The sequence below is a fragment of the Streptomyces sp. NPDC050145 genome (assembly GCF_044460245.1).
In the GTDB taxonomy this organism is placed as follows: domain Bacteria; phylum Actinomycetota; class Actinomycetes; order Streptomycetales; family Streptomycetaceae; genus Streptomyces.
Genome location: NZ_JBITJS010000017.1, coordinates 113,492 through 139,438, shown reverse-complemented (window position 1 = coordinate 139,438; position 25,947 = coordinate 113,492). Strand labels below are relative to the sequence as shown.

The following is a 25,947-nucleotide window of genomic DNA, read 5'->3' as shown; positions in this document are numbered from 1 at the left end:
AAAACGGCCGGGGCCGCACACCCTCTCGGGATGTGCGGCCCCGGCCTCGTGCCTGTGCGGGCTGTCCGCGCGGTCGCGTCAGCGGACCTCGGTGATCTCCGGGCCGCGGGCCAGCTGGCCCATGCCGCCGGAGAAGCGGGAGCCCTCCTGGGCGTCCTGCGCGGCGCCCTCGGCGACCATCTGCGCGTCGTCGGGCAGCTTGAGGACGATCGGGTCGCGCGGGGCCATCGGGCCCTCGCCGCGCACGACGACCGTGTCCTTGAAGATCTGCTCCAGCAGGCCGGCCGCCTGCGGCTGCACCGCGCCCTGGCCGGAGATGACACCGCGCAGGAACCAGCGCGGGCCGTCCACGCCGACGAAGCGCACGACCTGGAAGCCGCCGGTGCCGTCGGGCAGCTGCACGGGCACCTGGGCCCGCAGCTCCCAGCCGAGCGGACCCTCGACCTCGTCGATCACACCACCCTGCTGAGTGATGCCACCGGCGATCTCCTCGCGGACCTCGCCCCAGATGCCCTCCTTCTTGGGGGCGGCGAAGGCCTGCAGCTGGACCGCGCTGTCCTGGAGGACCACGGTCGCGGCGACGATCGCGTCCCCCGCGACCTCCACGCGCAGCTCCATGCCCTCCACGCCGGGGACGAAGAGTCCGCCGAGATCGACGCGGCCCTCGCCGGGCTCGCGAACCTCGGAGGAGTCCCAGGGACCGTCGGGACGCGGCTCGGGCTCGAGCCGCACACGCTCCTGCTCCCCGTCGACCCCGGTGTCGACGCCGTCGACCTGCTCGGCCTCGCCCGCCGCGTCCACTGCGCCTTCAGCGGAGCCGTTCTTCTTGCGACGTCCGAACACGTCACTGTCCTTCCCGGTCGGATACGACCGAAGCGTATCGATTCCCACCCTTTTGACCGCCTGTGCCCTCATGGGCGCCGGTGGAGCCGCCCACAGAGGCGTGTCCGCCGGTGGACCCGAATCCCCCCTCGGCCCGCACCGAGTCGGGAAGCTGCGCCACCTCGCGGAAGCACACCCTCTCGACCTGCTGGACGACCAGTTGGGCAATCCGGTCGAAGCGCTCGAACCGCACGCTCTCGCGCGGGTCGAGATTCACCACGATCACCTTGATCTCTCCACGGTACCCGGCATCCACCGTCCCTGGGGCATTCACCAGGGCGACACCGCAGCGTGCGGCAAGACCGGATCGTGGGTGCACGAAGGCCGCGTACCCCTCGGGCAGGGCGATGGAAACACCGGTCGGCAGGACGGCCCGCTCGCCCGGGGCGAGCTCGCACGCCTCGGTGGTGCGCAGGTCCGCGCCGGCGTCGCCGGGGTGCGCGTACGCGGGCAGCGGTACGTCGGGGTCGACGCGCGTGATGAGCACGTCGAGGGGCTGGTGCGTCACGGGTTCACCTCGAAAGCGCGGGCACGCCGGATCTGGTCCGGGTCGCTCATGGCCGCCTGGATCTCTTCCTCGCGGCCGTTCTCGATGAAGTGGTCGACCTTGACCTCGATGAAGAGGGCGTCGGCCCGGACCGCGACGGGCCCGTCGGGGCCGCCGATCCGACCGGTCGCGGTCGAGTAGATCTTGCGGCCGGCGATGGCGGTGATCTCGGCGGACAGGTGCAGCACGGTGTCCACGGGCACCGGACGCACGTAGTCCGTCTCCAGCCGGCCGGTCACGGCGATGGTCTGGATCAGCCAGTTCAGCGAGCCGAGCGTCTCGTCGAGCGCGGTCGCGAGCAGCCCGCCGTGCGCGAGCCCCGGCGCTCCCTGGTGCGCGGGGCGCACGGTGAACTCGGCGGTGACGTTCACGCCGTCACCGGCCCGCGTCGCCAGATGCAGCCCGTGCGGCTGCTCGCCGCCACAGCCGAAACAGTGCCCGTAGTGCGCGCCGATGAGCGCGCCGGGTGCGGGGGCGTCGGGGTGCCGCACCGGCGCTATGGCGTCGGCGGGGGGCGTCAGAGCTGCTGAAGTACCACTCACAGGCGCAGACCTTACCCGCGCGTCCAGTGCGTTCACGCATCGTGCCAAGCTTGAGCGCATGGAGCTCTCGACGACGCCTTACGAAGAACGCCTCACCGCACCGCGCGCGTGGTGGCTCGTCACGTTCCTGGTGGGCGTCGCGTGCGGGCTGATCCTGCTGCCCTTCGGCACGCTGCCGCTGCTCGGCGGCTTCGTCGGCGGCCTGCTCTTCGCGGCCGTGATCACCAGCTCGTACGGCTCGGTGCGGGTCCGCGTCGTGGGTGACGCGCTGATCGCGGGCGACGCGAAGATCCCGCTGGCGGCGCTGGGTGACGTGGAGATCCTCGACGCGGAGGAGGCGCGCGCCTGGCGCACGTACAAGTCCGATCCGCGTGCCTTCATGCTGCTGCGCAGCTACGTGCCGACGGCGGTGCGTGCGGAGGTCACCGATCCGACGGACCCGACGCCGTACGTCTATGTGTCGACCCGGGAGCCCGAGGCGCTGGCGAAGGCGCTGCGCCGGGGCTGACGCGCGGGCTGCGGCGCCGGGCGACCGGACGGGCCGGGCGGGTGCCCGGACTCAGTCCTCGATCTCCAGGGCGTCCTTCGGGACGTCCAGGGCCGGCAGTTCGGGCAGGGCGTCCCAGGGCACCTGGAGGTGCCTGAGGTCCTTGCGGACGCGCTCGGCGAGCTTTCTGGTGTCCCGGCGGTTCATGACCGCGCCGACGGCCGCACCGATCATGAACGGCGTCAGGCTCGGCAGGTTCCGCACCATGCGCTTCATGATCTGCTGGCGGAGCTCGCGCTTCATCTGGCCGCCGAGCGCCGCGTTGATCGTCATCGGTTTGGACACGTCGATGCCGCGCTCCTCCGTCCAGGAGGTCAGATAGGCGCTGGTGCGCTCTTTCAGACCGCCGGGCGGGCGCAGTCCGTAGACCTCGTGGAGCTCGGCGATGAGCTTCAGCTCGATCGCGGCGACTCCGGTGATCTCGGCGGCGAGCTCGGTCGGCATCGCGGGCGGCACGGGCAGCATCGCGGCGGCGCCGACTCCCGCGCCCACGGTGGACGAGGCGTTGGCCGCGCCCATGACCAGCTTGTCCGCGAGCTGCTCGGGGCCGAGGCCCGGGAACTGCCGGCGGAGCGCGGCCAGGTCCCGGACGGGGACCCGTGGCGCGATGTCGATGATCCGGTCGGCGACGTAGCCGATACCGGCTTTGGCGGCGGCACCGCTTCGGACGATCCCCGTACGCGCGGCGCTGCCGCTCTTGGAGATGCCGGTCCGTGCGGCGCTGCCGCTTCTGCGTATGCCGTCCTTCACGGCCGCCGTACGGCTTCTGGCGGGCGGCTCCTCGGGCCGGGTCACGGCGCTGTGACCCGCTGAGCGCAGGTCCACCGTGCCGGTGGCCGTCGGGGCGCCCGCCGTCTGCCGGTCGTCCGCTGATTCGAGCGAGGCGTCTTCGGATGATGAAGAGCCTCGCTCGTCTTCGCGCACGGCCTCGGACGGGCCTTGTGCCGTCCCCGGAACGTCCTGCTTCCGGGTACGGCGCTTCCAGGGCGGGGTCGAGCCGGTCATGCCCGACCCTGCCTCAGTCGCAGTCGCGGCAGATGGGCTGACCGTTCTTCTCCCGCGCGAGCTGGCTGCGGTGGTGCACCAGGAAGCAGCTCATGCAGGTGAACTCGTCCTGCTGCTTGGGCAGGACGCGGACGGCCAGTTCCTCGTTCGAGAGGTCGGCGCCCGGAAGCTCCAGGCCCTCGGCCGCCTCGAACTCGTCCACGTCGACGTTCGACGCGGACTTGTCGTTCCGCCGGGACTTCAGTTCTTCGATGCTGTCCTCGTTGAGGTCGTCATCGGTCTTACGTGGGGTGTCGTAATCCGTGGCCATGTCGCTCTCCCCCTCTGGGTGTATGCGGTGTCTCAGCGCACGTAACGCATGAGAGGCCGGACTTGTGCCCGACCTGAGGCGGAGATTTTGCCTCACATCAAGGTCTGTTACTCAATCGACACCCAACCGGACTCCTCTTGAGTGATCGGCTTGGGTGGCGAACGGGACCGTACACGGTCCGATCAACGCACCGCACAGGCACCATCCCGTGTACTTCCCGTGATCAGGGCGCCCGAAAACCCGGATTTTCCCGGCTTTCCGGCGGCCTGTGCGCTCACAGAGCGTGGATGGCCGGAAATTCGCCCATGTGATCGATCACACACGGATCCCCCGGGTGCAGGTCCCGAAAATTCCGCTAAAAGCGAACTCCTCCAGCGCGTCGGCGGAAGCATGTCAGATCCACAGGCGCGCCGCACATCGAACGCTCCTAGATCGGCAGGGTGACGCGCATCACGAGCCCACCCCCCTCGCGGGGTGTGGCGGTGATCCGGCCGCCGTGCGCCCTGGCCACGGACCGGGCGATGGACAGACCGAGGCCCACTCCCTTGTCGCTGCCGGTGCGCTCGGTGCGCAGCCGGCGGAACGGCTCGAAGAGGTTGTCGATCTCGTACGCGGGGACCACGGGGCCCGTGTTGGCCACGACGAGGACCGCCTGGCCGTGCTGGGCCTCGGTGTCCACCTGGACCCAGCCGCTCTCGCGGACGTTGTACCGGATCGCGTTCTGCACCAGGTTCAGCGCGATGCGCTCCAGGAGCACGCCGTTGCCCTGGACGACCGCCTCCTTGCGCTCCCCGCGGATCTCCACGCCCTTCTCGTCGGCCTCGGACCTGGCCTGGTCGATCGCCTGCGAGGCGACCTCCGCCAGGTCCACGGGCTTGCGCTCCACGATCTGGTTGTCGCTGCGGGCGAGCAGGAGCAGGCCCTCCACGAGCTGCTCACTGCGCTCGTTGGTCGCGAGGAGCGTCTTGCCGAGCTGCTGGAGCTCCACGGGGGCGCCGGGATCGGAGAGGTGGACCTCCAGGAGCGTGCGGTTGATCGCCAGGGGTGTGCGCAACTCGTGCGACGCGTTCCCCACGAAGCGCTGCTGGGCCGTGAAGGCCCGCTCCAGGCGGTCGAGCATCTCGTCGAAGGTGTCGGACAGCTCCTTGAGCTCGTCGTCCGGGCCGTCCAGCTCGATGCGGCGCGACAGGTCCGTTCCGGCCACGCGGCGGGCGGTGCGCGTGATGCGGCCCAGCGGGGACAGCACGCGGCCCGCCATCGCGTACCCGAAGGCGAACGCGATGACCGCGAGGCCGAGCAACGCCATCAGGGAGCGGCTCAGCAGGACGTCCAGCGCGTGGTTGCGCTGCTGGGCGACGCAGTCGTTCAGCGCGCTGTTCAGCTCGCTGGCCGGGAGCTTGGAGCCGTCCGGAATGTTGCAGACGCTGCTGGAGACCGTGCCTTCGACGATCTTGAACGGGAGCTCGCTGCCCACGTTCAGTGCCTGGGCGGCGAGCAGATAGATGATCGAGAGGAGCAGGATGCCCGCGATCAGGAACATGCCGCCGTAGAGCAGCGTGAGCCTTATGCGGATCGTGGGCCGGAGCCAGGGGAAGGGCGGCTCGTCCTTCGTCCCCGGCTTCCAGGTCGGTTTCGGGGGCGCCGAGGGGGGCGCGGGTGTGGCGGCCATGGAGAACTCAGATCCGGTAGCCCGAGCCGGGCACGGTGACGATGACGGCGGGCTCGCCGAGCTTGCGGCGCAGGGTCATGACGGTGACGCGGACGACGTTCGTGAACGGGTCCGTGTTCTCGTCCCAGGCCTTCTCCAGGAGCTGCTCCGCCGAGACGACGGCGCCCTCGCTGCGCAGCAGGACCTCCAGGACGGCGAACTCCTTGGGCGCGAGCTGGACCTCCTTGCCGTCGCGGAAGACCTCCCGGCGGTTCGGGTCGAGCTTGAGGCCGGCCCGCTCCAGGACGGGCGGCAGCGGCACGCTCGTACGACGGCCGAGCGCCCGCACGCGGGCCGTCAGCTCGCTGAACGCGAAGGGCTTGGGGAGGTAGTCGTCGGCGCCCAGCTCCAGGCCCTCCACGCGGTCGCTGACGTCACCGGAGGCGGTGAGCATCAGGATGCGGGTGGGCATGCCCAGCTCGACGATCTTGCGGGCGACGTCGTCGCCGTGCACGAGCGGGAGGTCACGGTCGAGGACGACCACGTCGTAGTCGTTGACGCCGATGCGCTCCAGGGCGGCCGCACCGTCGTACACGACGTCGACGGCCATGGCCTCCCGGCGCAGTCCGGTGGCCACCGCATCGGCGAGCAGCTGCTCGTCCTCGACGACGAGTACGCGCACGTCGCTTGTCCTTCCTCTGGTCACCTGCGGGCAGCGCTCAGGCGCACACGGGCAGGTTCGGTCACGGGGTGTGAGTCACCATCCTGCCCCTTTCGGCCATAAACCGGCTGTAAGGCGGTCTGAGGGCCCGGGAATGCCGGTTTTTCTCGTGAGGTTGAGGTTTCCGCGGGAGGAAGCACGGGGAGGACGGGTTTACACCCGCGATCACGCTTTGTATGTGGCATGCCACGAGCCGTTTCCCGTAAGGCCGTTCGAGACGTGATCGCCCCTTCCACCGGGCACACCCCCGTGCCACCGACCCACGACCCAGGACGAGGGGGCGCAACCATGGACGCATTCACCGCAGGACTTCTGCAGCGCATAAGGGCGGCCGAGACCGACCTGACGCGGGCGCGCGAGACCGGCGACGACTTCCTCGCCGAGGTCGAGCAGGGCGAGCTGGACGACCTGCGTCGTCTGGCCGCCGAGCACGGCGTGGAGATCCACGCCTGAGCGTCAGCGCTTCGCAGTGAGCAAGTGAACGCAGTGAGCACGTGTGAGGGCCCCGGCGCCTGGTTCGATCCAGGCGGGCGCCGGGGCCCTCACGCGTGCCCTGTGAGCCGGTCGGTCAGTCGTGCCAGGCGCCGAGCTCTTCCAGCCAGGCCTGGAGCGGCTCGAACAGGCCGGGCGGCGCGGCGATCGTGAGCTCCGGCGACACGGGGACGCCGGGGCGGCCGCCCGTGAGCGCGCCCGCCTCGCGCGCGATGAGCTCGCCGGCGGCGTAGTCCCAGGGGTTCAGCCCGCGCTCGTAGTACGCGTCGAGCCGGCCCGTGGCGACGTCGCACAGGTCGATGGCCGCGGAGCCGCCGCGCCGGATGTCGCGCACGCGGGGGATCAACTGCCGCACGACGTCGGCCTGGTGGACGCGGCGCGACTCCAGGTAGCCGAAGCCGGTGCCGACCAGGGCCTGCTCGAAGGAGGGCGCCACGCGCGCGTGGGCCGGCCGGTCGTTCACGTACGCGCCCTCGCCGAGGACCGCGCGGTAGGTCTCGCCGCGCAGGGGTGCGGCGACGACGCCGACGACGGTCTCGCCGTCCTTGCGGGCGGCGATGGAGACGGACCAATCGGGGCGCCCGTACAGGTAGTTGACCGTGCCGTCGATGGGGTCGATGACCCATTCGATGCCGCTGGTGCCCTGGGTGGCGGCGCCCTCCTCGCCGAGCACCCCGTCGTCGGGGCGGCGCTCGGCCAGGTAGTCCGTGATCAGCTTCTCGGACGCGATGTCCATCTCGGTGACGACGTCGACGGCGCTGGTCTTGGTGGCGGCGACGCCGAGGTCGGCGGGCCGGCCCTCGCGCAGGAAGACACCCGCGCGGGCGGCCGCCTCCAGGGCGACGTCGAGCAGTTCTGCGGTGAGGCCCTCGGGGGCCCTGTCGTCGGTCACGTGGCCGTCCTTACGCGTACGGGCTGTCGGCGCCCGCGGCGGCGGGCTTGGGGGTGCGGGCGGGGCAGCAGCCCACGGGGCACAGGTCGTGGCTCGGGCCGAGCGCGCCCAGGGCGCAGGGGGTGACCTGCCGGTCGTTCTCCGAGGCGGCCCGCTCCAGGACCAGGTCCCGCACGGCGGCGGCGAAGCGTGGGTCGGCGCCCACGGTGGCGGAGCGGCGCACGGGCAGACCAAGCTCGGCGGCCTTGGCGGTGGCCTCGGTGTCGAGGTCGTAGAGGACCTCCATGTGGTCCGAGACGAACCCGATGGGGGCCATGACGACGGCCGGGGCCCCGGCCTCGTGCCGCTCCTCGAGGTGGTCGCAGATGTCGGGCTCGAGCCAGGGGATGCTCGGGGAGCCGGAGCGCGACTGGTAGACGAGCTGCCAGGGGTGGTCGACGCCGGTCTCCTCGCGCACGGCGTCGGCGATCAGCCGGGCGACGTCCAGGTGCTGCTTCACGTACGCGCCGCCGTCCCTGTGGTCCTCGACGGTGCCGGAGGTGTCGGCCGCGGCGGTGGGGATGGAGTGCGTGGTGAACGCGATGTGGGCGCCGTCGCGCACGTCGTCGGGCAGGTCGGCGAGCGACTTCAGGACGCCGTCCACCATGGGGCGCACGAAGCCCGGGTGGTTGAAGTAGTGCCGCAGCTTGTCGACGCGCGGCAGCTCCCGGCCCTCGGCCTCCAGCGTGGCGAGCGCGTCCGCCAGGTTCTCCCGGTACTGGCGGCAGCCCGAGTACGAGGCGTACGCGCTGGTGGCCAGGACGAGGATGCGGCGGTGGCCGGCGGTGGCCATGTCGCGCAGGACGTCGGTCAGGTAGGGCGTCCAGTTCCTGTTCCCCCAGTACACCGGGAGGTCCAGGCCGTGGTCCGCGAAGTCCTTGCGCAGGGCGTCGAGCAGGGCCCTGTTCTGCTCGTTGATGGGGCTGACGCCACCGAACCGGAAGTAGTGCTGTCCGACCTCCTTGAGCCGCTCCTTGGGGATGCCCCGGCCCTTCGTCACGTTCTCCAGGAACGGGACGACGTCGTCAGGGCCTTCGGGGCCGCCGAAGGAGAGCAGCAGCAGGGCGTCGTAGGGGCGGGCGTCCGGGGTGGCAGCGTGCGCGTCTGGCATGTCTTCGATCCTGCCACCCGCCACCGACAGGCGCGGAACCGCCATGCCACCGCTCCGTGACACGCGTAAGCTGTATCAGCTGCACTTACGCCTTACCCCTTACGTCCGGCCCCGCCGAGCCGCGCTCCGGTGTGCCTGGACGACGCCTGACCGGAGTCGAGTTGCCCAGCCCGTACCGCGCCATTTTCGCCCTGCCCGGCACCAAGAGCTTCTCTGTGGCCGGGTTCCTGGGCCGGATGCCCCTGTCGATGATGGGCATCGGGATCGTCACGATGATCTCGCAGCTGACCGGGCGTTACGGGCTCGCCGGCGCTCTGTCGGCGACCGTCGCGCTGTCGGCGGCGGCCATCGGTCCGCAGATCTCGCGGCTCGTGGACCGGCACGGGCAGCGGCGCGTGCTGCGCCCGGTCACGCTGGTGTCCCTGGTGGCGGCCGCGGCGCTCCTGCTGTGCGCGAAGTACGCGGCGCCGGACTGGACGCTCTTCGTGAGCTGCGCGTTCATCGGCTGTGTGCCGAGCGTCGGGTCGATGATCCGCGCCCGGTGGGCGGCGCTGTACTCGGAGGCGCCGCGGCAGCTGCACACCGCGTACTCGTTCGAGTCGGTCATCGACGAGGTGTGCTTCATCTTCGGGCCGATCTTCTCGATCGGCCTGTCCACCGCGTGGTTCCCCGAGGCAGGCCCTCTCCTGGCGGCCGGTTTCCTCGCGGTCGGCGTCTTCTGGCTGACCGCCCAGCGGGCCACCGAGCCCACGCCGCACCCGCGCGAGCAGCACAACAGCGGTTCGGCGCTCCGCGCGGGCGGGCTGCAGGTGCTGGTGGCCACCTTCGTGGCGACGGGCGCGATCTTCGGAGCGGTCGACGTGGTGACGGTGGCCTTCGCCGAGGAACGCGGGCACAAGGCGATGGCCAGTGTCGTGCTCGCCCTGTACGCGGCCGGGTCGTGTCTCGCGGGCGCTCTTTTCGGGCTGCTGCACTTCAAGGGGGCTCCCGCCCGCAGGTGGCTGGTGGGAGTCGTCGCGATGGCCGTGAGTATGATCCCCCTCCAACTGGTCGGGGGCCTGCCGTTCCTGGCCGTGGCGCTCTTCATTGCGGGCCTGTCCGTCGCACCGACGATGATCACGACGATGGCCCTCGTCGAACAGCACGTACCACGCGCGAAACTGACCGAGGGCATGACCTGGGTGAGCACCGGACTCGCGGTCGGTGTCGCGCTCGGTTCCTCCGTGGCCGGCTGGGTGATCGACGCCGCCGGTGCGAAGGCCGGGTACGGGGTGCCCGGAGTGTCGGGGGCCGTCGCGGTCGTGGTCGCGTTCCTCGGCTGTCGCCGGCTGCAGCAGCCGGTTCCGCAGCGGGGAGGGACTTCCGATGAGCACGGCGCAGACGGGCAGCACGAAGAGCGGCGAAGCGTGGCGTAACTGGGCGGGGAACGTCGTCTCCCGCCCGGTGCGCGAGGTGACGCCCGCCTCGGTCGAGGAACTGACCGCGGCCGTGCGCAGGGCCGCCGAGGACGGCCTGAAGGTGAAGGCCGTCGGCACCGGTCACTCGTTCACGGCGGCGGCCGCGACCGACGGGGTGTTGATCCGCCCTCAACTGTTGACGGGCATCCGCGGTATCGACCGGGAGAACGGCACGGTCACGGTCGAGGCCGGCACTCCGCTCAAGAGGCTCAACATGGCCCTGGCCCGCGAGGGCCTGTCGCTCACGAACATGGGCGACATCATGGAGCAGACCGTGTCCGGGGCGACCAGCACCGGCACGCACGGCACGGGCCGTGACTCGGCCTCGATCTCGGCGCAGATCAAGGGCCTCGAGCTGGTCACGGCGAGCGGCGAGCTGCTGACGTGCTCCGAGAAGGAGAACCCGGAGGTCTTCGCGGCCGCCCGGATCGGCATCGGCGCGCTCGGCATCGTCACGGCCATCACCTTCGCCGTGGAGCCGCTCTTCCTGCTCACCGCGCGGGAGGAGCCGATGGCCTTCGACCGCGTCCTCGCCGACTTCGACGAGCTCCACGCGGAGAACGAGCACTTCGAGTTCTACTGGTTCCCGCACACCGGCAGCTGCAACACCAAGCGCAACAACCGCAGCGCGGGCCCTGAGGCCCCGGTCTCGAAGGTCAGCGGCTTCGTCGAGGACGAACTGCTCTCCAACGGCATGTTCCAGGTGGTCAATTCGATCGGCCGCGCCGTGCCCGCCACGATCCCGACGATCGCCAAGATCTCCAGCAAGGCCCTGTCGGCCCGGACGTACACGGATATTCCCTACAAGGTCTTCACATCCCCGCGCCGGGTCCGCTTCGTGGAAATGGAGTACGCGGTTCCGCGCGCGGCCCTGGTGGACACGCTGCGCGAGCTGAAGTCCATGGTGGACCGCTCGAACCTGCGCATCAGCTTCCCCGTCGAGGTGCGCACGGCCCCGGCCGACGACATCGCGCTGTCCACGGCGTCCGGCCGGGACAGCGCGTACATCGCGGTCCACATGTACAAGGGCACCCCGTACCAGCGGTACTTCACGGCCGCCGAGCAGATCTTCACGGCCCATGAGGGGCGCCCGCACTGGGGCAAGGTGCACACGCGCGACGCCGAGTACTTCGCGTCGGCGTACCCGCGCTTCGACGAGTTCACGGCGCTGCGCGACCGGCTCGACCCGGATCGCCTGTTCGGTAACGCCTACCTGCGGCGGATCCTGGGCGACTGACGACGCGGCTCGCTCACTGGGCGGCCGGCTGCCCGTCGGCGCCCGCGGCGCCCTCGGCGGCTCCGGTCGCCGAACCGTCGTCGCCCGTGCCGGAACCCGCGCTCTGCGACGGGGTGGGTGTGGGTGTCGGGCTCGTGGAGGAGTCGCCGTCGCCGGAGCCCGCCCCCGGGTCCGTACCGGAGTCGTCGCCCGAGCCGGTGCCCGTGCCGGCCCCGGCGTCCGGGTCCGTGCCGCTCCCCTTGCCGGTGCTGCCGCTGGGCGTCGGGGTGGCCGTGCCGTCCTGGGCCGCGCCGCCGTCCTGCTGCCGCGTGCGGTCCTCGGTGCCGGTGCTGCTGCCGTCGGACGGCCGCGTCGAGGTGCCGGGCGCGGGAGCGTCGCCGCCGGACGACGTGCCGTGGCCGGTGAAGGCGTCGCGGAACGTGGTGCTCCCGCTGTCGCCGTTGAAGCTGTGGCCGGAGACAAGTTCGTACGTGGTGATGCCGCCCATGGTGACGCCGAACACGAGTGCGGCGGCGATCAACGGCCGCTTCCAGCTCTTGACTCGGGACCGGTGCACGGTCCCCTCGGTGAACTCGTCGGCGCTCCCCTCGAACCGCCCCTCGCGCTCCGGCTCGAGCTCCGGCTCGGCGGAAGCGGTCCGGAGCAGCCGGGTCGCCTCGTCGACGGGGCTCTGGCGCAGGAGCCGGGTCCGCTCCGGGTCGGCCGTGCCGAGCAGCCGGGTCCGCTCCGGATCGCTCTCGGGGTCGTCGGGCAGCAGATCGGCCACGGCTCCGGTGTCGAGGAGCTGCGTGCCGTCCTCGTCGGCCGGCCAGGCGTCGTCGTCCGTGCCGGACGGGCGGCCCCAGGTCGTGGTGGTGGGCAGCACACCGGCGGCGGGCTGCGGGACGCCGGTCGCGACGGCCTTCGGGGAAGCCATGACCTGCGTCGCGTCCATGGAGGCGTCGGAGCGGAAGGTCCGGGGCACCGGTCGCCCCTCCGCCGTGACGGGTATCTGACGGCCCTTCGGCTCCGTCTGGACCGTCGCGTCACGTATCTGCTCGCCGGTCCGCTTGAAGAAGTGCTGGAAGACGGTGCCTCCGCAGGTCGCGAGGGCACTCACGACACCGGCGCCGAGGATCGTCCCGTAGACACCGAAGCTGGAGGCGAGTTTCGCGGCCACGACGGCGGCGACCGCACTGCCCGCCACCTGAGGCACGCTCAGATCCAGCCGCTTCTTCTCCTTGACCTCGCCCTGACCGTCTTCGGAGTTCTCCGGCTTCTCGCCCATCTGTGGATCTTGCCTGCCTTTCTCGACATAACGCCCAATACACAGGAAGCCCTCGAGGCTACGCGAACTTCTTGTGCCGCACGACAAGGGGACGTATGGACGAAGAGCACAGTTCCGGTTCTGCAGATTTCGTGAAGCACGCCACGCGGATCCCCCACGAATCGCCCTTCCGGTACCGAGGCCCCGTACCCAACTCCCCTCCCCTGTGAGAAGTTCGGCGGCGTGCCGATCCACGTGAGTGGCCCGAATGGAGTACTGTTGCGAGCCCTGGGCCCGGTCTCCCGCCAGGGTGCCCGAGGCCTTCCAGGGCCGTCAGGAGGGGGCTTGTTGCACAGGGTGACGACTTCCGTCACTTAGCGTTGCGAACAGGTAACCGTGTCATAACGGCGATCCTGGGCCCGTGCCCGACACGCCGGGCAACTCAGCAAGGTTGTGGCAGGCTGCACCCGGGCAGGCCACACTCGACTAGCGGAAGCAGCGACGCACGTGACGTCGGCAGGCACCACCCGGGAGGTCCCCATGCCCGAACTGCGTGTCGTGGCCGTCTCTAACGACGGCACACGGCTGGTGCTGAAGGCTGCGGACAGCACGGAGTACACGCTTCCGATCGACGAGCGCCTCCGGGCCGCGGTACGCGGCGACCGTCCGCGCCTCGGCCAGATCGAGATCGAGGTGGAGAGTCATCTCCGCCCCCGCGACATCCAGGCGCGTATACGTGCCGGTGCCTCTGCCGAGGAGGTCGCCCAGCTCGCGGGTATCCCCGTCGACCGTGTGCGCCGTTTCGAGGGCCCCGTGCTCGCGGAGCGTGCCTTCATGGCCGAGCGGGCCAGGAAGACTCCCGTGCGCCGTCCCGGCGAGAACACCGGCCCCCAGCTCGGCGAGGCGGTGCAGGAACGACTCGTGCTGCGCGGCGCCGACAAGGAGACCGTCCAGTGGGACTCGTGGCGCCGCGACGACGGGACCTGGGAGGTCCTGCTCGTCTACCGGGTCGCGGGTGAGCCGCACTCGGCGAGCTGGACCTACGACCCGCCGCGCCGGCTCGTCCAGGCCGTGGACGACGAGGCACGCTCACTGATCGGCGAGTCCGACGACATCGGTGCGCCCGAACCCACGTTCCCGTTCGTGCCGCGGATCGCCCGGCTGCCCCGGGACCGTCCGCTGGACCGCGCCCTGGACCGGCAGTTGGAGCGTCCGACACCGCCGGAGCCTCCTCTCGAGGAGAACCTGCCGGCGATCGCGTCGTCCTCCTCCTCGGAGCGGGACTCGCTGACCAGCCTCCTGGAAGCCGTGCCCAGTTACCGCGGCGACCTCGTGCTGCCGGAGCGTCCGTCGGCGGCTCCCGAGCCGCCGCCACTGGACGAGCCGGAGCCGCCCGCGGCCGCCGAGGCCGTGGAGGAGCCGCCGGCGCCCGCCGCGTCGGCCGGTGCGGGATCTGCGTACGCGGACATCCTGATGCCACGCAGTGTGGCGGGACACCGGGACCGGCTCACCGGGACCACGGACCGGCAGGCCGAGGCCGACGGGGTGCGTCCGGGACGCCGTGCCGCGGTGCCGAGTTGGGACGAGATCGTCTTCGGCACGCGTCGCAAGAAGCAGGACTGACCGAGGCGGACGACGCAGTCGGGGCCCGCACCGATCGCTCGGTGCGGGCCCCGACTGCGTCTCACCGCACGGTCGTCACTGGGGGTCGGGCCCCGTCGCCACCGGACGGGAGGTGTCCGAGGACCACTCCGACCAGGAACCCACGTAGAGCTGCGCGTCGATGCCCGCCACAGCCAGCGCGAGCACCTGGTGGGCACCGGAGACGCCGGAGCCGCAGTACACGCCGACCTGGTCCGGATCGCCGGTCGCGCCAAGGGACTTGAAGCGCTCGGCGAGCTCGGCCGCCGGGCGGAACCGGCCGTTCTCCACGACGTTCTCCGTGGTCGGCGCCGACACCGCGCCCGGGATGTGGCCGCCGACCCGGTCCAAGGGCTCCACGTCACCGCGGTAGCGCTCGGCCGCCCGCGCGTCCAGGAGGAGGCCCGAGCGGGCCAGCGCGGCGGCGGCGTCCGCGTCGAGGAGGCCCTTGGCACCCGGTGCAGGGGTGAAGGTGCCGGGCTGCGGGGCCGGTACGGACGTCTCCAGGGGCCCGTCCCAGGCCGCGAGGCCGCCGTCCAGGACCCGCACGGACGGGTGACCGGTCCAGCGCAGCATCCACCAGGCACGGGCCGCCGCCCAGCCCTGGCCGCCGTCGTACACGACCACGTCCCGGTCCGCCGACACACCGGCGGCCCGCATCGCGGCGCCGAACGCCTCCGTGTCAGGCAGCGGGTGGCGGCCGCTCGTACCCGCGTGACCTGCCAGTTCCGCGTCGAGGTCGATGTAGACGGCCCCGGGGACGTGACCCGCGCGGTACTCCGCGCTGCCGTCGAAGGCGGGCTCGCCGGCAGCCTTGGCGGTGCTCAGCTGCCAGCGGACGTCGAGCAGGACGGGCGGGTTCCCCGCCGCCAAGTCGCTCGCGAGTTCGGATGCGGTGATGATGGCATTCATGGAGGCCATCCTTGCTCATGGGCTGGCCCGAGCGGCATCGTTCGGCTAGCGTGCTCGATCGACTACCGAGCGTTCACCGGTCGGTCACGGCCGGGATGCGCGCCGCGACGACTGCGCGACCCGAACGCGGGCACCCTGGGCGAGGGCCCGGCGGTTCCGGCGCGGTCCGGGAGCTCCGCGCGGCACGGAGTGCCGCCATCAGAGGAGAGAGTGACGATGACCGAGGCAGCGGCCCGTCGCGCACCTGGCACCCCCTGCTGGGTGAGCCTGATGGTGCACGACATGGTGGCGACCCAGGACTTCTACGGGGCGCTGTTCGGCTGGCAGTTCAGGCCGGGCCCCGAGCAGCTCGGCCCGTATGTGCGGGCGCTGCTCGACGGCAAGGAGGTGGCCGGGATCGGTCAGCTGCCGCCCGACCGGCAGCTCCCCGTTGCGTGGACGCCGTACCTGGCCTCGGACGACGCGGACGCGACCGCCGAGTCGGTGCGGCACTGCGGCGGCACCGTCGGGGTGGGGCCGTTGGACGCCGGGGAGGCGGGCCGGATGGCGATCGGCTCCGATCCGGAAGGCGCGGTGTTCGGCATCTGGCAGGCCGCTGCGCATGTGGGCACGGGGCTGACCGGGGTGCCGGGCGCGGTGGCGTGGAACGAGCTGGTGACACGGGAGACGGCGAGTGTCGCGAAGTTCTACCAGGCGGTGTTCGGATACACCGAAGAGGCGGTGATCTCGGCCGACTTCGACTGTCTGACGCTGTGTCTGGAGGATCGCCCCGTGGCCTCCGTGCAGGGCGTCGGGCACGCGCTCCCCCGGGACCGCGGGCCGCACTGGATGACGTACTTCGAGGTCGAGGACGTGGACGAGGCCGTCGAGCGGGTCGCCGATCTGGGCGGGCGCGTGGTGCGTGCGCCGCGGGACGGCGCGCACGGGCGGGTGGCCACGGTGGCGGACCCGGAGGGTGCGCGGTTCGCGCTGGTGGCGTCGCGGGAGAGCGACGGGTAGTCCGTCCGGCGTTCAGTCGGCGGCGACGGGCAGCACGTCCGGGGACAGGGCTCCCGCGCGGGTGGAGGCGGCGGTCATGCGGCGTCGGTGGTGACGTCGGCAGAGCACCTCGTAGCCGATCTCGTCCTCCGCGTGGTTCACGTCGCCGACGACGACCTGGGCGCCCTCGACGACCATCTCACCGTTGATGGTGCGCGCGTTGTGGGTGGCGCGGGCGCCGCACCAGCAGAGCGCCTCGACCTGCAACACCTCGACGCGGTCGGCGAGTTCGACCAGGCGTTGCGAGCCGGGGAACAGCTTGGAGCGGAAGTCGGTGGTGATGCCGAAGGCGTAGACGTCCAGGTCCAGGTCGTCGACGACGCGGGCGAGCTGGTCGATCTGGCCGGGTGCGAGGAACTGGGCCTCGTCGGCGATCACGTAGTCCACCCTGCCGCCCTGGGAGAGGTGCTCGACGACGTACGCGTACACGTCCAGGTCGTCGGCGACCTCCACGGCGTCGGTGACCAGGCCGAGGCGCGAGGAGAGCTTGCCCTCGCCGGCCCGGTCGTCGCGGGTGAAGATCATGCCCTGGAGGCCGCGTGCGGAGCGGTTGTGCTCGATCTGCAGAGCCAGGGTGCTCTTTCCGCAGTCCATCGTTCCGGAGAAGAACACCAGCTCGGGCATGGGGAAGTGAGCACCTTTCAGGGGGAGTTCAGGGAGATCCGTGGGAACGGTCGGGCGGGCGTGGCGCGTTCAGGAGCGTACTTCGAGGAGGGGGACGAGCTGCTCGGCCTCGGTCATGGAGCCGTGGTTGCCGACCATCTTCGACTCGTTCGGCTCGTTCTCGGAAGCGATGATGACGACGTCGTCGCGGGCGGCCGCGATCACGTCGCCGAGTCGCTCGTACACCCGTTGATCAATCTGTGGGCCGAACCAGCCGGCGGCGATGGCCTCGTCGCGGCTCGCGATCCAGAACTGCTCGCCGAGGACTTCGCGCCAGACGGCGAGGACGTCGCCCTGGGCGCCGGGGACCGCGTACACGTGGCGTGCGCGTCCCTCGCCGCCGAGCAGGGCGACTCCGGCGCGCAGCTCCCAGTCCTCGTCGAAGTCGATGCGGGACTGCTCGTCGAAGGGGATGTCGATCATGCCGTGGTCGGCGGTGACGTACAGGGCGCTGCGCGGCGGGAGCTGCTCGGCGAGGCGCTGGGCGAGCCGGTCGACGTACATGAGCTGGCCGCGCCAGGCGTCGGAGTCGACGCCGAAGCGGTGCCCCTTGCCGTCGACCTCGCTGTAGTACGTGTAGACCAGCGAGCGGTCGCCCGCCGCCAGCTGCTCGGCGGCCAGGTCCATGCGGTCCTCGCCGGAGAGACGGCCGTGGAAGGTGCCGCCGCTGAGCGCGATCTTGGTGAGCGGCGTCGACTCGAAGGCGGGCGCGGAGACCTGCGCGGTGTGGACTCCGGCGTCGTGGGCGCGCCGGAAGACGGTCGGGTACGGCTGCCAGGTCTGCGGCTTCGTCCACGGGTTCCAGCGGAGCTGGTTCATGAGCTCGCCGGTGTCCGGGTTGCGCACCGTGTAGCCGGGCAGGCCGTGGGCTCCGGGCGGCAGGCCGGTGCCGACCGAGGCGAGGGAGGTCGCGGTGGTGGCCGGGTAGCCCGCGGTGATCGGGCGGCCGGTGCCGCCGCGCGAGGACGCCATGAGCGAGCTGAGGAACGGCGCCTCGTCGGGGTGCTCCTGAAGCTGGCGCCAGCCGAGGCCGTCGATGAGGAAGACGCAGGCGCGGTCGGCCGGGGCGAGCTCGGGGATCGCCGCCGTGCAGTCGGGGACGCCGAGGTGGGAGCCGAGGGTCGGCAGCAGGTCGGCGAGGGAGCCGGTGCCGTACGCCGGGACGGGAGCGGTGTGGACGGGCAGGGGCTCTACGTCGTCCCAGGCGGCCTGGGTCATCGGCGTCCCGCGTCCGCTGTCGCCTCGGACAGGGACTGGGCGAAGGTCAGGGCCTGGCGCACCGTCTCCGGGCCGTCGCCGGCCTCGCTGACGCGCAGGCTCAGGTCGTCCGCGGTGGAGCTGCCCGTGTAGCCGTGGTCCGCCTCGCAGTTCGGGTCGCCGCAGGCGGCGGGCTCCAGGTCGATGCGGGAGACGGCGCCCCAGCCGATGGTCAGGACGACCTCACGGGGCAGGGTGCCCGGGACGTACTTCTCGGGGTTCGCCACGACGCGGCTGAGGACGACCGAGGAGATCCGGCCGATCTTGACGGACTCGGTGGAGGTGGTCGCGTAGGGCGTCGGGGAGGTGCTGTCGGCCGCCTGCTCGTCGGTGTGGCTGACGATGAAGCGGGTGTCGGTCAGGACCAGGACGGTGACATGACGACGCACCTCGTTCGCGTCGAACGTGGTCTCCTGGTGCACGAGGTACGACGAGATCGCCTCGCCGCCCACCGCGGCCTCGACCGCCTCGGCCACGAGGGCCGGGTAGTAGCCGCTGCGCTCGATCGCCGCGCGCAGCCCTTGGGTCGTCGTACTGGTCTTGGCCATGCCCTCCATCTTAAGGCCCGCCAAGAGGCCTCCGGTGCGCCTGTGGACAACGCTCGCGGGGCCCGGGGCCGCCCGTGGCGGGGTCAGAAGGCGGCGGGCAGGGTGCGGGGGCCGAGGTCGTCGCGGGCGGGTGGTGGCGCGAGGCGGACGGAGGCGCCGAGGACGGTGACACCGTCCTGGGCGACCACGACCGGCTCGAGGGCGACCGCGGCGACCTCGGGGTGGTCGTCGACGAGCCGTGAGACGCGCTGGAGCACCTCCTCCAGGGCGGGTGTGTCCACGGGGGCGGCGCCGCGCCAGCCGAACAGGATCGGGGACGTCTTGATCGAGCGGACGATCGCCTGGGCGTCCTTGTCGGTGACGGGGATCAGGCGGTGCGCCGTGTCGCCGAGGAGCTCGGAGGGTGCTCCGGCGAGGCCGAAGGAGAGGACGGCGCCCGCCGCGGGGTCGATGACCGCGCGGACGACGGTGTCGACGCCGCGCGGTGCCATGGCCTGGATCACGGGGCGGAGCTCGGCCGGCTTGCCGAGGCGGTCGGTGAGCTCTTCGTAGGCGCGGCGCAGCTCGCGCTCGTCGGCGAGGTCGAGGCGGACGCCGCCGAGGTCGGCGCGGTGGCGCAGGTGCGGGGCGGTGGTCTTGAGCGCGACCGGGTAGCCGAGTGCGGCGGCGGCCTGTGCGGCCTGGTCCGCGTCGGGGGCGGGCAGCGTCCGGCGCACGGTGATCCCGTAGTGGGAGAGCAGGGCGCGGGTGTCCTCGGGGGTGAGCTCGATGCCGCGCGGGTCGTCGTCGGCGGCGAGCGCCTCGGCGATCAGGGCGGCGGCCCCGGCCTCGTCGATGTCCTCGTACTCGGGGACCTTGCCCGGCTCGGCGGTGTCGCGGCGCCACTGGGCGTACTTGACCACTTCGGAGAGTGCGTGGACGGCGCGCTCGGCGGCCGGGTAGGCGGGGATGAGGCGCGGGGCGGCGCCGGCCGGGGTCTCCGCGGCGGTGGGGGCCGGGCGGGGTGCCTGGGTGCCGGGCGCGTTCGGTCCGGTGCTGGCGGCGCGGGAGAGGGTCTCGGCGAGGCCGCCGAGCTCGACGTGGACGACGAGGACGGGCTTGGCGGGCGCGGTGGCCGCGGCGGCGCTCAGGGCGGCCGCGAGCTCGGCGTCGCCGGTGATGTCCTCTCCCACGGCGGGCATCGCGGTGACGACGACGGAGTCGGTCTTGTCGTCGGCGAGGGCGGCTTCGAGCGCGGCGCGGAAGTCGGCTGCAGTGGCGGCGGTGGTCAGGTCGCGGGGTGTCTTGGGGCGCAGGCCTTCGGAGAGGCACACGTCGTAGGTGAGCAGGCCGAGGGATTCCGAGTTGCCGAGGATGGCGACGCGCGGGCCGGCGGGGAGCGGCTGGCGGGCCAGGAGGAGGCCGGTGTCGACGAGCTCGGTGATGGTGTCGACGCGGATGACGCCGGCCTGGCGCAGGAGGGCGGAGACCGTGGCGTAGGGCAGCCGGGTGGCGCGGACGGTGTGTCCGGTGGGGGCGACGCCGCTGTGCCGGGCGCCCTGGACGACCACGAGGGGCTTGACGGTGGCGGTGCGGCGGGCGAGGCGGGTGAACTTGCGGGGGTTGCCGATCGATTCGAGGTACATGAGGGCGACGTCGGTGTCGGGGTCGTCGTACCAGTACTGCAGGACGTCGTTGCCGGAGACGTCCGCGCGGTTGCCGGCGGAGACGAAGGTGGAGACTCCGGTGACTCCTGTGACGCCGCCGCCGCGGCGGTGCAGGCGGGACAGGAGGGCGATGCCGATGGCGCCGGACTGGGTGAACAGTCCGATGCGGCCGGGGCGTGGCATCTCTGGGGCGAGCGAGGCGTTGAGGCGCACGTCGGGTGAGGTGTTGACGATCCCGAAGGCGTTCGGTCCGACGAGGCGCATCCCGTAGGTGCGGGCCTGGCGGACGAGGGCGCGCTGGCGTTCGCGTCCTTCGGGGCCGCTCTCGGCGTAGCCGGCGGAGACGACGACGATGCCCTGGACGCCGCGCTCGCCGCACTCGGCGACGACTTCGGGCACCTGGGGGGCGGGGACGGCAACGACGGCCAGGTCGACCTGGACGGCCGGGTCGATGTCGCGCACGGAGCGGTGGAAGGGGACGCCCTCGGCCTCGGTGAGGCCTTCCGGGTAGGCCTTGTTGACCGCGTAGAGGCGGCCGGTGAATCCGGCCTCCTTCAGGTTGTGCAGAACGCTGCGGCCGACGCCGCCCGGGGTGCGTCCGACGCCGATCACGGCGACGGAGCCGGGGGCGAGGAGGCGGTGGACGGAGCGGGCCTCGGCGCGCTGCTCGCGGGCGCGCTGCACGGCGAGGGAGGCCTCGGTGGGCTCCAGGTCGAACTCGAGGCGTACGACGCCGTCCTCGAAGCTGCGCTTCTGGGTGTATCCGGCGTCCGTGAAGACTTTGATCATCTTGGTGTTGGCGGGGAGCACCTCGGCGGCGAACCGGCGGATGCCGCGCTCGCGCGCGACGGCCGCGATGTGCTCCAGAAGGGCGGAGGCCACGCCGCGCCCCTGGTGGGCGTCCTGGACGAGGAAGGCGACCTCGGCCTCGTCCGCGGGCGCGGAGGCGGGCCGGCCGTGCGCGTCGATCCGGTCGTAGCGCACGGTCGCGATGAATTCGCCGCCCACGGTGGCGGCGAGTCCCACCCGGTCCACGTAGTCGTGATGGGTGAAGCGGTGCACGTCCTTGGCGGACAGCCGGGGGTAGGGGGCGAAGAAGCGGTAGTACTTCGACTCGTCCGACACCTGCTCGTAGAAGCTGGTCAGCCGGTCCGCGTCGTCGGTGGTGATGGGCCTGATCCGCGCGGTGCCGCCGTCGCGCAGCACCACGTCGGCCTCCCAGTGGGAGGGGTAGGCGTGCCGGTCCGACGGGGTCTCCATGCGGCAAGAGTAGGGCGGACCACCGACAAGTGGCGTCTGTCGTACGGGTCGCGTGCCCGGCGGCCCGGGGGCACGCTGAGGGGGTCCGCGGGGCCGTACGCCCGGGGGATCCGGGCCCGCAGCCCGGTGTGCTTAGAATGGTCTAGACAACCTTGAGTCACCTGAAGGGCAGCATCACATGGCTGAGCGCCGCGTCAACGTCGGCTGGGCCGAGGGCCTTCACGCCCGCCCCGCTTCCATCTTCGTCCGCGCGGCCACGGCCTCCGGCGTCCCCGTGACCATCGCCAAGGCCGACGGCAACCCCGTCAACGCCGCCTCCATGCTCGCCGTGCTGGGCCTGGGCGCCCAGGGTGGCGAGGAGATCGTCCTCGCCTCCGACGCCGAGGGCGCGGACGTCGCGCTCGACCGTCTGGCCAAGCTGGTCGCCGAGGGCCTCGACGAGCTGCCCGAGACCGTCTGACATCGCCGGGCGCCGACTCGACGGCGCTCGACGTCAGAACCGCGCGTTCCCTCCGGGAGCGCGCGGTTCTGCTTTTCCCGGAAGCATTTCCGCTTCCGGACTCAGAGCACTCAAGGCGCTCACGACGCCCAGGACACTCAGGGCGCGACAGGAATTCGTCACAGAAAGATTCACGGGGTTAATTCCCTGCCAGAATTCAGGCGGGGAAAACTCCGGACGGACCGCTCCATGAATGCCGTACGTATTTGTATACGGCGGTCGTGTTAATGGTGGAGCCCGGTCGTGTTTACGGCATGTTGCGAAGTCCTCACACGTTCACTCGCGCGGGGGACGCGCAGCCTGTGGACCGTCGCCTCGCGAGCGATGTGCGCGGCCGTCAGGGCACGGGCGCGCTCGACGTCGCGACGGGCCACCGCGTCGACGACCGCGCCGTGCTCGGCCCAGGAGTCGACCGGCCGCTCGGGGGTCTCCACCGCGTACATCCACGCGATCTTGTGCCGGACCTGAGTGAGCAGGGTGATGAGGCCGGGGCTGGCGGAGGCCTGGGCGAGCGTCTCGTGGAACCAGGTGCCCAGGGAGCGCAGATCCTCGCCGCTCCCCTCCTTGGAGCGGTCCTGGCCCAGTCTGACCAGGCCGCGCAGCACCTTGAGGTGGGCGTCCGTGCGGCGCTGTGCCGCGCGGGCGGCGCCCAGCGGTTCGAGCAGCATGCGGATCTCCAGGAGGTCGGCCGCCTCCTGCTCGGTGGGCTCGGCCACGCACGCGCCCGCGTGCCTGCGCGTGACGACGAAGCCCTCCGCCTCCAGGGTGCGCAGCGCCTCGCGGACCGGAACGCGCGAGACTCCGTAGCGGCGCGCGAGCAGTTCCTCGGTGAGTCTGCTGCCGCGCTCGTACACGCCCGCGACGATGTCGTCGCGGATCGCCGCGCATACCGAGTGCGCGGGAATGCGCATGCCCCGACCTCCGCCTTGCTCTCCGCCCGCCCCGCGAAACGCGGACGGCGGGCGCCCCTGAAAGCGCGATCGGCACCGATTTCCGCGCGCTCGTCCAGTGACTCTATTCCACCGCGCCCGAATTTCCGACGGGAGCTTCTAATTGAGGGATATTTTTTGGACAGCGAAGACGCGGGGACCTGGGACTCGGTGAACGTTCGACCGAGCACGGGAACGCGAAAGCCCCGGCGCGCGGCCGGGGCTTTCTTGCATGCTGCGGGCGTCGGGTCAGATGCCGACGCCGTGCGAGCGCAGGTACGCGACGGGGTCGATGTCCGAGCCGTACTCGGGCGTCGTGCGGGCCTCGAAGTGGAGGTGCGGCCCGGTCACGTTGCCGGTGGCGCCGGAGAGGCCTATCTGCTGACCGGGCGTCACGCTCTGCCCGACGGAGACGCCGATCGACGACAGGTGGCCGTACTGGGTGTACGTGCCGTCGTTCATCTTGATCACGATGTTGTTGCCGTAGGCGCCGCCCCAGCCGGCTTCCACGACGGTGCCGGAGCCGACCGCGTGGACGCTCGTGCCGCTGGCGGCGTGGAAGTCGATGCCGGTGTGGCTGCCGGAGGACCACAGGCCGCTGGACGCCTTGTAGGCGGTCGAGACGTACGAGCCGGAGATGGGCGCCACGTAGGTGTTGAGGCGCTTGCGCTCGGCCGCGCGGGCGGCGCGCTCCTTGGCCGCGCGCTCCTTCTCGGCCTTCTCGGCGGCCTTCTTCGCGGCCTCACGCCTGGCCTCCTCGGCCCGGCGCTTGGCCTCGGCCTCGGCCTTCTCCTGGGCGGCGGCCTCTTCGGCGGCCTTCTTCTGGGCGGTCGCCTGGGCGTCGATCTGGGCGGCCAGGGTGTCGCCGATCGCGATGGCCTGCGTCAGACCGTTCTGGTCGGCGGGCGCGGCGGTGTCGGCGGCGAGAGCGGGGGCGGCGAGGCCTCCGATGACACCGGTCGTGGTGAGCGCCGCGACGCCGGCGACCTGCGCCGTGGTGCGCGTGAGGCGGCTCGGACGACGATGCTTCCCGGTGGCACGGGTGAACGCCATGGAGTGGCTGATCCTTTCCTTCCCTCTCGCCTACCGGGTTAGCTGACGGGTTCGGAGCAGGAAGGTCTCCTACGGGCCCCCTCCCCGTACGGGAAGAGCGTCCGATTCACCCCAGGGACTGCGGTGGGTCCCCGGCTCCCCTGGCTCGCGCCGTGGGGGACTCGGCGATGACTGTCCGGGGCCGCGGGCGCGGCTCATACGTGGCGAACAGCCGGACCGACGCTAAGCGGGACATCTTTCGATCGACAAACGGATCCCGGCTTTTGTAGCGCATGCCACAGGGCACACAGGCAACCTCTACATCAATTCGGGCATTTACGACGCGCGGTGACGCGTCGGGCGAACCGAACGGCACGCGCGGGAAACGTGAGTGACGCCACGAAGCCCCGGAGGCCTGTGTGGCTTCCGGGGCTTCGTCCCGTTTCGGGCGTCGCCGCCCTGGCATGGCGTCGTCAGCCGGCGACGACGGTGACCTCGCCGATGCCGAGGGCCTTGACGGGCTCCTCGATCTGCGCGGCGTCGCCCACGAGGATCGTCACCAGACGGTCCGCCGGGAACGCGCTCACGACGGCCGCGGTGGCCTCCACGGTGCCCGTGGCGGCCAGTTGGCGGTACAGCTGGGCCTGGAAGTCCTCGGGCAGCTGCTGCTCGTCCTGGTCGGCGAGCGTGCCCGCGACGGCGGCCGCGGTCTCGAACTTCAGCGGGGCCACGCCCACCAAGTTCTGCACCGCCGTGTCCCGTTCGGCGTCGGTCAGGCCTTCGGCGGCCAGCTTGCGGAGCACCTTCCACAGGTCGTCGAGCGCCGGTCCCGTGTTCGGCGTGTCGACGGAACCGCTGATGGCGAGCATCGCGGCCCCCGTGCCGTCCGCCGTGGAGCGCAGCACCTGGGCGAAGGAGCGCACCCCGTAGGTGTAGCCCTTCTCCTCGCGCAGCACCCGGTCCAGACGGGAGGTCAGCGTGCCGCCGAGGCAGTACGTGCCGAGGATCTGGGCGGCCCACACGCGGTCGTGCTTGTCGGGTCCGATGCGGCCGATGAGGAGCTGCGTCTGGACGGCCCCGGGGCGGTCCACGATGACGACGCGGCCGGTGTCGTCGGCGGTGACCGGCGGGACGGGGCGCGGCTGCGCCGTGTCGCCGGTCCAGGCGCCGAGCGTGTCCTTCAGGAGGGTGTCGAGGTCGACGCCCGCGAGGTCGCCCACCACGACGGCGGTGGCGGTGGACGGGCGGACGTGCCGCTCGTAGAAGGCGCGTACGGCGGCCGCGTCGATGTCGACGACGGTCTCCTCGCTGCCCTGCCGCGGGCGCGACATGCGCGCTGTGGCGGGGAACAGCTGCTTGGAGAGCTCCTTGGCGGCCCGGCGGGCCGGGTTGGCGCTCTCGTGCGGGATCTCGTCCAGGCGGTTGCGCACCAGGCGCTCGATCTCGCTGTCGGCGAAGGCGGGGGCGCGCAGGGCGTCCGCCAGCAGGCCGAGTGCCTTCGGGAGGCGGGAGACGGGCACCTCGAGGGAGACGCGGACGCCGGGGTGGTCGGCGTGCGCGTCCATGGTGGCGCCGCAGCGCTCCAGTTCCGCCGCGAACTCCTCCGCCGAGTGCTTGTCCGTGCCCTCGTTGAAGGCGCGCGCCATGATCGTGGCGACGCCGTCGAGGCCCTCGGGCTCGGCGTCCAGGGGGGCGTCCAGATTGATCTCCACGGCGACGACCTGCTGGCCGGGGCGGTGGCACCGGAGCACCGTGAGGCCGTTGCCGAGCGTGCCGCGCTGCGGGGCCGGGAAGGCCCACGGCTTGGCGTCGCCCGCCTGCGGGCGGGGGTGGAAGTCCATGGTCG

Annotated in this window: 25 protein-coding genes and 1 riboswitch; of the genes, 7 read left to right on the top strand and 18 right to left on the bottom strand. The window is 71.8% G+C overall.

Annotation, left to right across the window (positions count from 1 at the left end):
• Window positions 1–78 precede the first annotated feature (78 nt).
• From ACIBTU_RS30315 to ACIBTU_RS30305, 3 genes are read right to left on the bottom strand one after another with little or no spacing between them, the layout of a single operon-like run.
• A complete protein-coding gene (locus ACIBTU_RS30315; protein ID WP_399129735.1) occupies window positions 79–843 on the bottom strand; it encodes a DUF3710 domain-containing protein in 765 nt (254 codons plus the stop codon).
• 1 nt (window position 844) lies between these two features.
• The gene (gene dut, locus ACIBTU_RS30310; RefSeq protein ID WP_399129734.1) at window positions 845–1,390 is read right to left on the bottom strand and encodes a dUTP diphosphatase; all 546 of its coding nucleotides are present in this window, start codon (window positions 1,388–1,390) and stop codon (window positions 845–847) included.
• Window positions 1,387–1,971: a PaaI family thioesterase gene (locus ACIBTU_RS30305; protein ID WP_399129732.1), complete on the bottom strand. Its 585-nt coding sequence runs from the start codon at window positions 1,969–1,971 to the stop codon at window positions 1,387–1,389. The genes dut and ACIBTU_RS30305 overlap by 4 nt, the downstream gene beginning before the upstream one ends.
• 58 nt (window positions 1,972–2,029) lie before the next feature.
• On the opposite strand from ACIBTU_RS30305, the gene ACIBTU_RS30300 reads away from it, so the two are divergent.
• Window positions 2,030–2,479, top strand: coding sequence for a DUF3093 domain-containing protein (locus ACIBTU_RS30300; RefSeq protein WP_399129730.1), 450 nt, complete (start codon window positions 2,030–2,032; stop codon window positions 2,477–2,479).
• A 51-nt stretch (window positions 2,480–2,530) separates the two neighbouring features.
• Here ACIBTU_RS30300 and ACIBTU_RS30295 read toward each other — a convergent pair whose 3' ends face one another.
• From ACIBTU_RS30295 to ACIBTU_RS30280, 4 genes are all read right to left on the bottom strand, one after another.
• The gene (locus ACIBTU_RS30295) at window positions 2,531–3,523 is read right to left on the bottom strand and encodes a hypothetical protein (RefSeq protein WP_399129729.1); all 993 of its coding nucleotides are present in this window, start codon (window positions 3,521–3,523) and stop codon (window positions 2,531–2,533) included.
• A 13-nt stretch (window positions 3,524–3,536) separates the two neighbouring features.
• On the bottom strand, window positions 3,537–3,833 hold the full coding sequence (locus ACIBTU_RS30290) for a DUF4193 domain-containing protein (protein ID WP_018535993.1): 297 nt from the start codon (window positions 3,831–3,833) through the stop codon (window positions 3,537–3,539).
• 427 nt (window positions 3,834–4,260) lie between these two features.
• A complete protein-coding gene (locus ACIBTU_RS30285; RefSeq protein WP_399129728.1) occupies window positions 4,261–5,502 on the bottom strand; it encodes a sensor histidine kinase in 1,242 nt (413 codons plus the stop codon).
• A gap of 7 nt (window positions 5,503–5,509) precedes the next feature.
• Window positions 5,510–6,163, bottom strand: coding sequence for a response regulator transcription factor (locus ACIBTU_RS30280; protein WP_399129727.1), 654 nt, complete (start codon window positions 6,161–6,163; stop codon window positions 5,510–5,512).
• A 327-nt stretch (window positions 6,164–6,490) separates the two neighbouring features.
• On the opposite strand from ACIBTU_RS30280, the gene ACIBTU_RS30275 reads away from it, so the two are divergent.
• On the top strand, window positions 6,491–6,655 hold the full coding sequence (locus ACIBTU_RS30275) for a hypothetical protein (protein WP_188336404.1): 165 nt from the start codon (window positions 6,491–6,493) through the stop codon (window positions 6,653–6,655).
• A 115-nt stretch (window positions 6,656–6,770) separates the two neighbouring features.
• Here the strand turns inward: ACIBTU_RS30275 and ACIBTU_RS30270 are convergent, their stop codons facing one another.
• Together ACIBTU_RS30270 and ACIBTU_RS30265 are read right to left on the bottom strand one after the other, a co-directional pair.
• Window positions 6,771–7,586 carry an inositol monophosphatase family protein gene (locus ACIBTU_RS30270; RefSeq protein ID WP_399129726.1) on the bottom strand — a complete coding sequence of 272 codons (816 nt, stop codon included), beginning with the start codon at window positions 7,584–7,586 and terminating at the stop codon, window positions 6,771–6,773.
• Between the two features lie 10 nt (window positions 7,587–7,596).
• Window positions 7,597–8,736 carry a ferrochelatase gene (locus tag ACIBTU_RS30265; protein WP_399129724.1) on the bottom strand — a complete coding sequence of 380 codons (1,140 nt, stop codon included), beginning with the start codon at window positions 8,734–8,736 and terminating at the stop codon, window positions 7,597–7,599.
• 161 nt (window positions 8,737–8,897) lie between these two features.
• On the opposite strand from ACIBTU_RS30265, the gene ACIBTU_RS30260 reads away from it, so the two are divergent.
• Both ACIBTU_RS30260 and ACIBTU_RS30255 read left to right on the top strand, forming a co-directional pair.
• Complete coding sequence (locus ACIBTU_RS30260; protein ID WP_399129723.1) at window positions 8,898–10,151, top strand: MFS transporter; 1,254 nt, start codon at window positions 8,898–8,900, stop codon at window positions 10,149–10,151.
• Window positions 10,102–11,430 carry a D-arabinono-1,4-lactone oxidase gene (locus tag ACIBTU_RS30255; RefSeq protein ID WP_399129722.1) on the top strand — a complete coding sequence of 443 codons (1,329 nt, stop codon included), beginning with the start codon at window positions 10,102–10,104 and terminating at the stop codon, window positions 11,428–11,430. Before ACIBTU_RS30260 ends, ACIBTU_RS30255 begins: the two co-directional genes overlap by 50 nt.
• Window positions 11,431–11,443: 13 nt before the next feature.
• Here the strand turns inward: ACIBTU_RS30255 and ACIBTU_RS30250 are convergent, their stop codons facing one another.
• Window positions 11,444–12,697 carry a hypothetical protein gene (locus ACIBTU_RS30250; protein ID WP_399129721.1) on the bottom strand — a complete coding sequence of 418 codons (1,254 nt, stop codon included), beginning with the start codon at window positions 12,695–12,697 and terminating at the stop codon, window positions 11,444–11,446.
• A gap of 519 nt (window positions 12,698–13,216) precedes the next feature.
• On the opposite strand from ACIBTU_RS30250, the gene sepH reads away from it, so the two are divergent.
• Window positions 13,217–14,299 carry a septation protein SepH gene (gene sepH / locus ACIBTU_RS30245; RefSeq protein WP_399129720.1) on the top strand — a complete coding sequence of 361 codons (1,083 nt, stop codon included), beginning with the start codon at window positions 13,217–13,219 and terminating at the stop codon, window positions 14,297–14,299.
• A 75-nt stretch (window positions 14,300–14,374) separates the two neighbouring features.
• Here the strand turns inward: sepH and ACIBTU_RS30240 are convergent, their stop codons facing one another.
• Window positions 14,375–15,229 carry a sulfurtransferase gene (locus tag ACIBTU_RS30240; RefSeq protein ID WP_399129719.1) on the bottom strand — a complete coding sequence of 285 codons (855 nt, stop codon included), beginning with the start codon at window positions 15,227–15,229 and terminating at the stop codon, window positions 14,375–14,377.
• A gap of 216 nt (window positions 15,230–15,445) precedes the next feature.
• On the opposite strand from ACIBTU_RS30240, the gene ACIBTU_RS30235 reads away from it, so the two are divergent.
• Entirely contained in the window at window positions 15,446–16,228 is a 783-nt protein-coding gene (locus ACIBTU_RS30235) for a VOC family protein (protein WP_399129718.1), read from the top strand.
• A gap of 12 nt (window positions 16,229–16,240) precedes the next feature.
• On the opposite strand, the gene ACIBTU_RS30230 is transcribed toward ACIBTU_RS30235, so the two are convergent.
• The 4 genes from ACIBTU_RS30230 to ACIBTU_RS30215 all read right to left on the bottom strand — a co-directional run bounded on the left by ACIBTU_RS30230 (window position 16,241) and on the right by ACIBTU_RS30215 (window position 21,641).
• Window positions 16,241–16,891 (bottom strand): thymidine kinase, encoded by a 651-nt coding sequence (locus ACIBTU_RS30230; protein WP_188336413.1) that lies wholly within the window; start codon window positions 16,889–16,891, stop codon window positions 16,241–16,243.
• Between the two features lie 69 nt (window positions 16,892–16,960).
• Window positions 16,961–18,148 (bottom strand): alkaline phosphatase family protein, encoded by a 1,188-nt coding sequence (locus tag ACIBTU_RS30225; RefSeq protein ID WP_399129717.1) that lies wholly within the window; start codon window positions 18,146–18,148, stop codon window positions 16,961–16,963.
• Window positions 18,145–18,735, bottom strand: a complete 591-nt coding sequence (locus ACIBTU_RS30220; RefSeq protein WP_188336415.1) for a DUF5998 family protein — start codon at window positions 18,733–18,735, stop codon at window positions 18,145–18,147. Before ACIBTU_RS30220 ends, ACIBTU_RS30225 begins: the two co-directional genes overlap by 4 nt.
• A gap of 83 nt (window positions 18,736–18,818) precedes the next feature.
• Window positions 18,819–21,641, bottom strand: coding sequence for a GNAT family N-acetyltransferase (locus ACIBTU_RS30215; RefSeq protein ID WP_399129716.1), 2,823 nt, complete (start codon window positions 21,639–21,641; stop codon window positions 18,819–18,821).
• 178 nt (window positions 21,642–21,819) lie between these two features.
• Here ACIBTU_RS30215 and ACIBTU_RS30210 point away from each other — a divergent pair, with 178 nt between their 5' ends.
• Complete coding sequence (locus ACIBTU_RS30210) at window positions 21,820–22,101, top strand: HPr family phosphocarrier protein (protein WP_399129715.1); 282 nt, start codon at window positions 21,820–21,822, stop codon at window positions 22,099–22,101.
• A 263-nt stretch (window positions 22,102–22,364) separates the two neighbouring features.
• Here the strand turns inward: ACIBTU_RS30210 and ACIBTU_RS30205 are convergent, their stop codons facing one another.
• From ACIBTU_RS30205 to ACIBTU_RS30195, 3 genes are all read right to left on the bottom strand, one after another.
• The gene (locus ACIBTU_RS30205; RefSeq protein WP_399129714.1) at window positions 22,365–23,051 is read right to left on the bottom strand and encodes a GntR family transcriptional regulator; all 687 of its coding nucleotides are present in this window, start codon (window positions 23,049–23,051) and stop codon (window positions 22,365–22,367) included.
• 267 nt (window positions 23,052–23,318) lie between these two features.
• Window positions 23,319–24,122: a M23 family metallopeptidase gene (locus tag ACIBTU_RS30200; RefSeq protein WP_399129713.1), complete on the bottom strand. Its 804-nt coding sequence runs from the start codon at window positions 24,120–24,122 to the stop codon at window positions 23,319–23,321.
• Window positions 24,123–24,134: 12 nt separating this feature from the next.
• A riboswitch (cyclic di-AMP (ydaO/yuaA leader) is annotated at window positions 24,135–24,299 on the bottom strand.
• A 275-nt stretch (window positions 24,300–24,574) separates the two neighbouring features.
• The gene (locus tag ACIBTU_RS30195) at window positions 24,575–25,942 is read right to left on the bottom strand and encodes a M16 family metallopeptidase (RefSeq protein WP_399129820.1); all 1,368 of its coding nucleotides are present in this window, start codon (window positions 25,940–25,942) and stop codon (window positions 24,575–24,577) included.
• Window positions 25,943–25,947 lie beyond the last annotated feature (5 nt).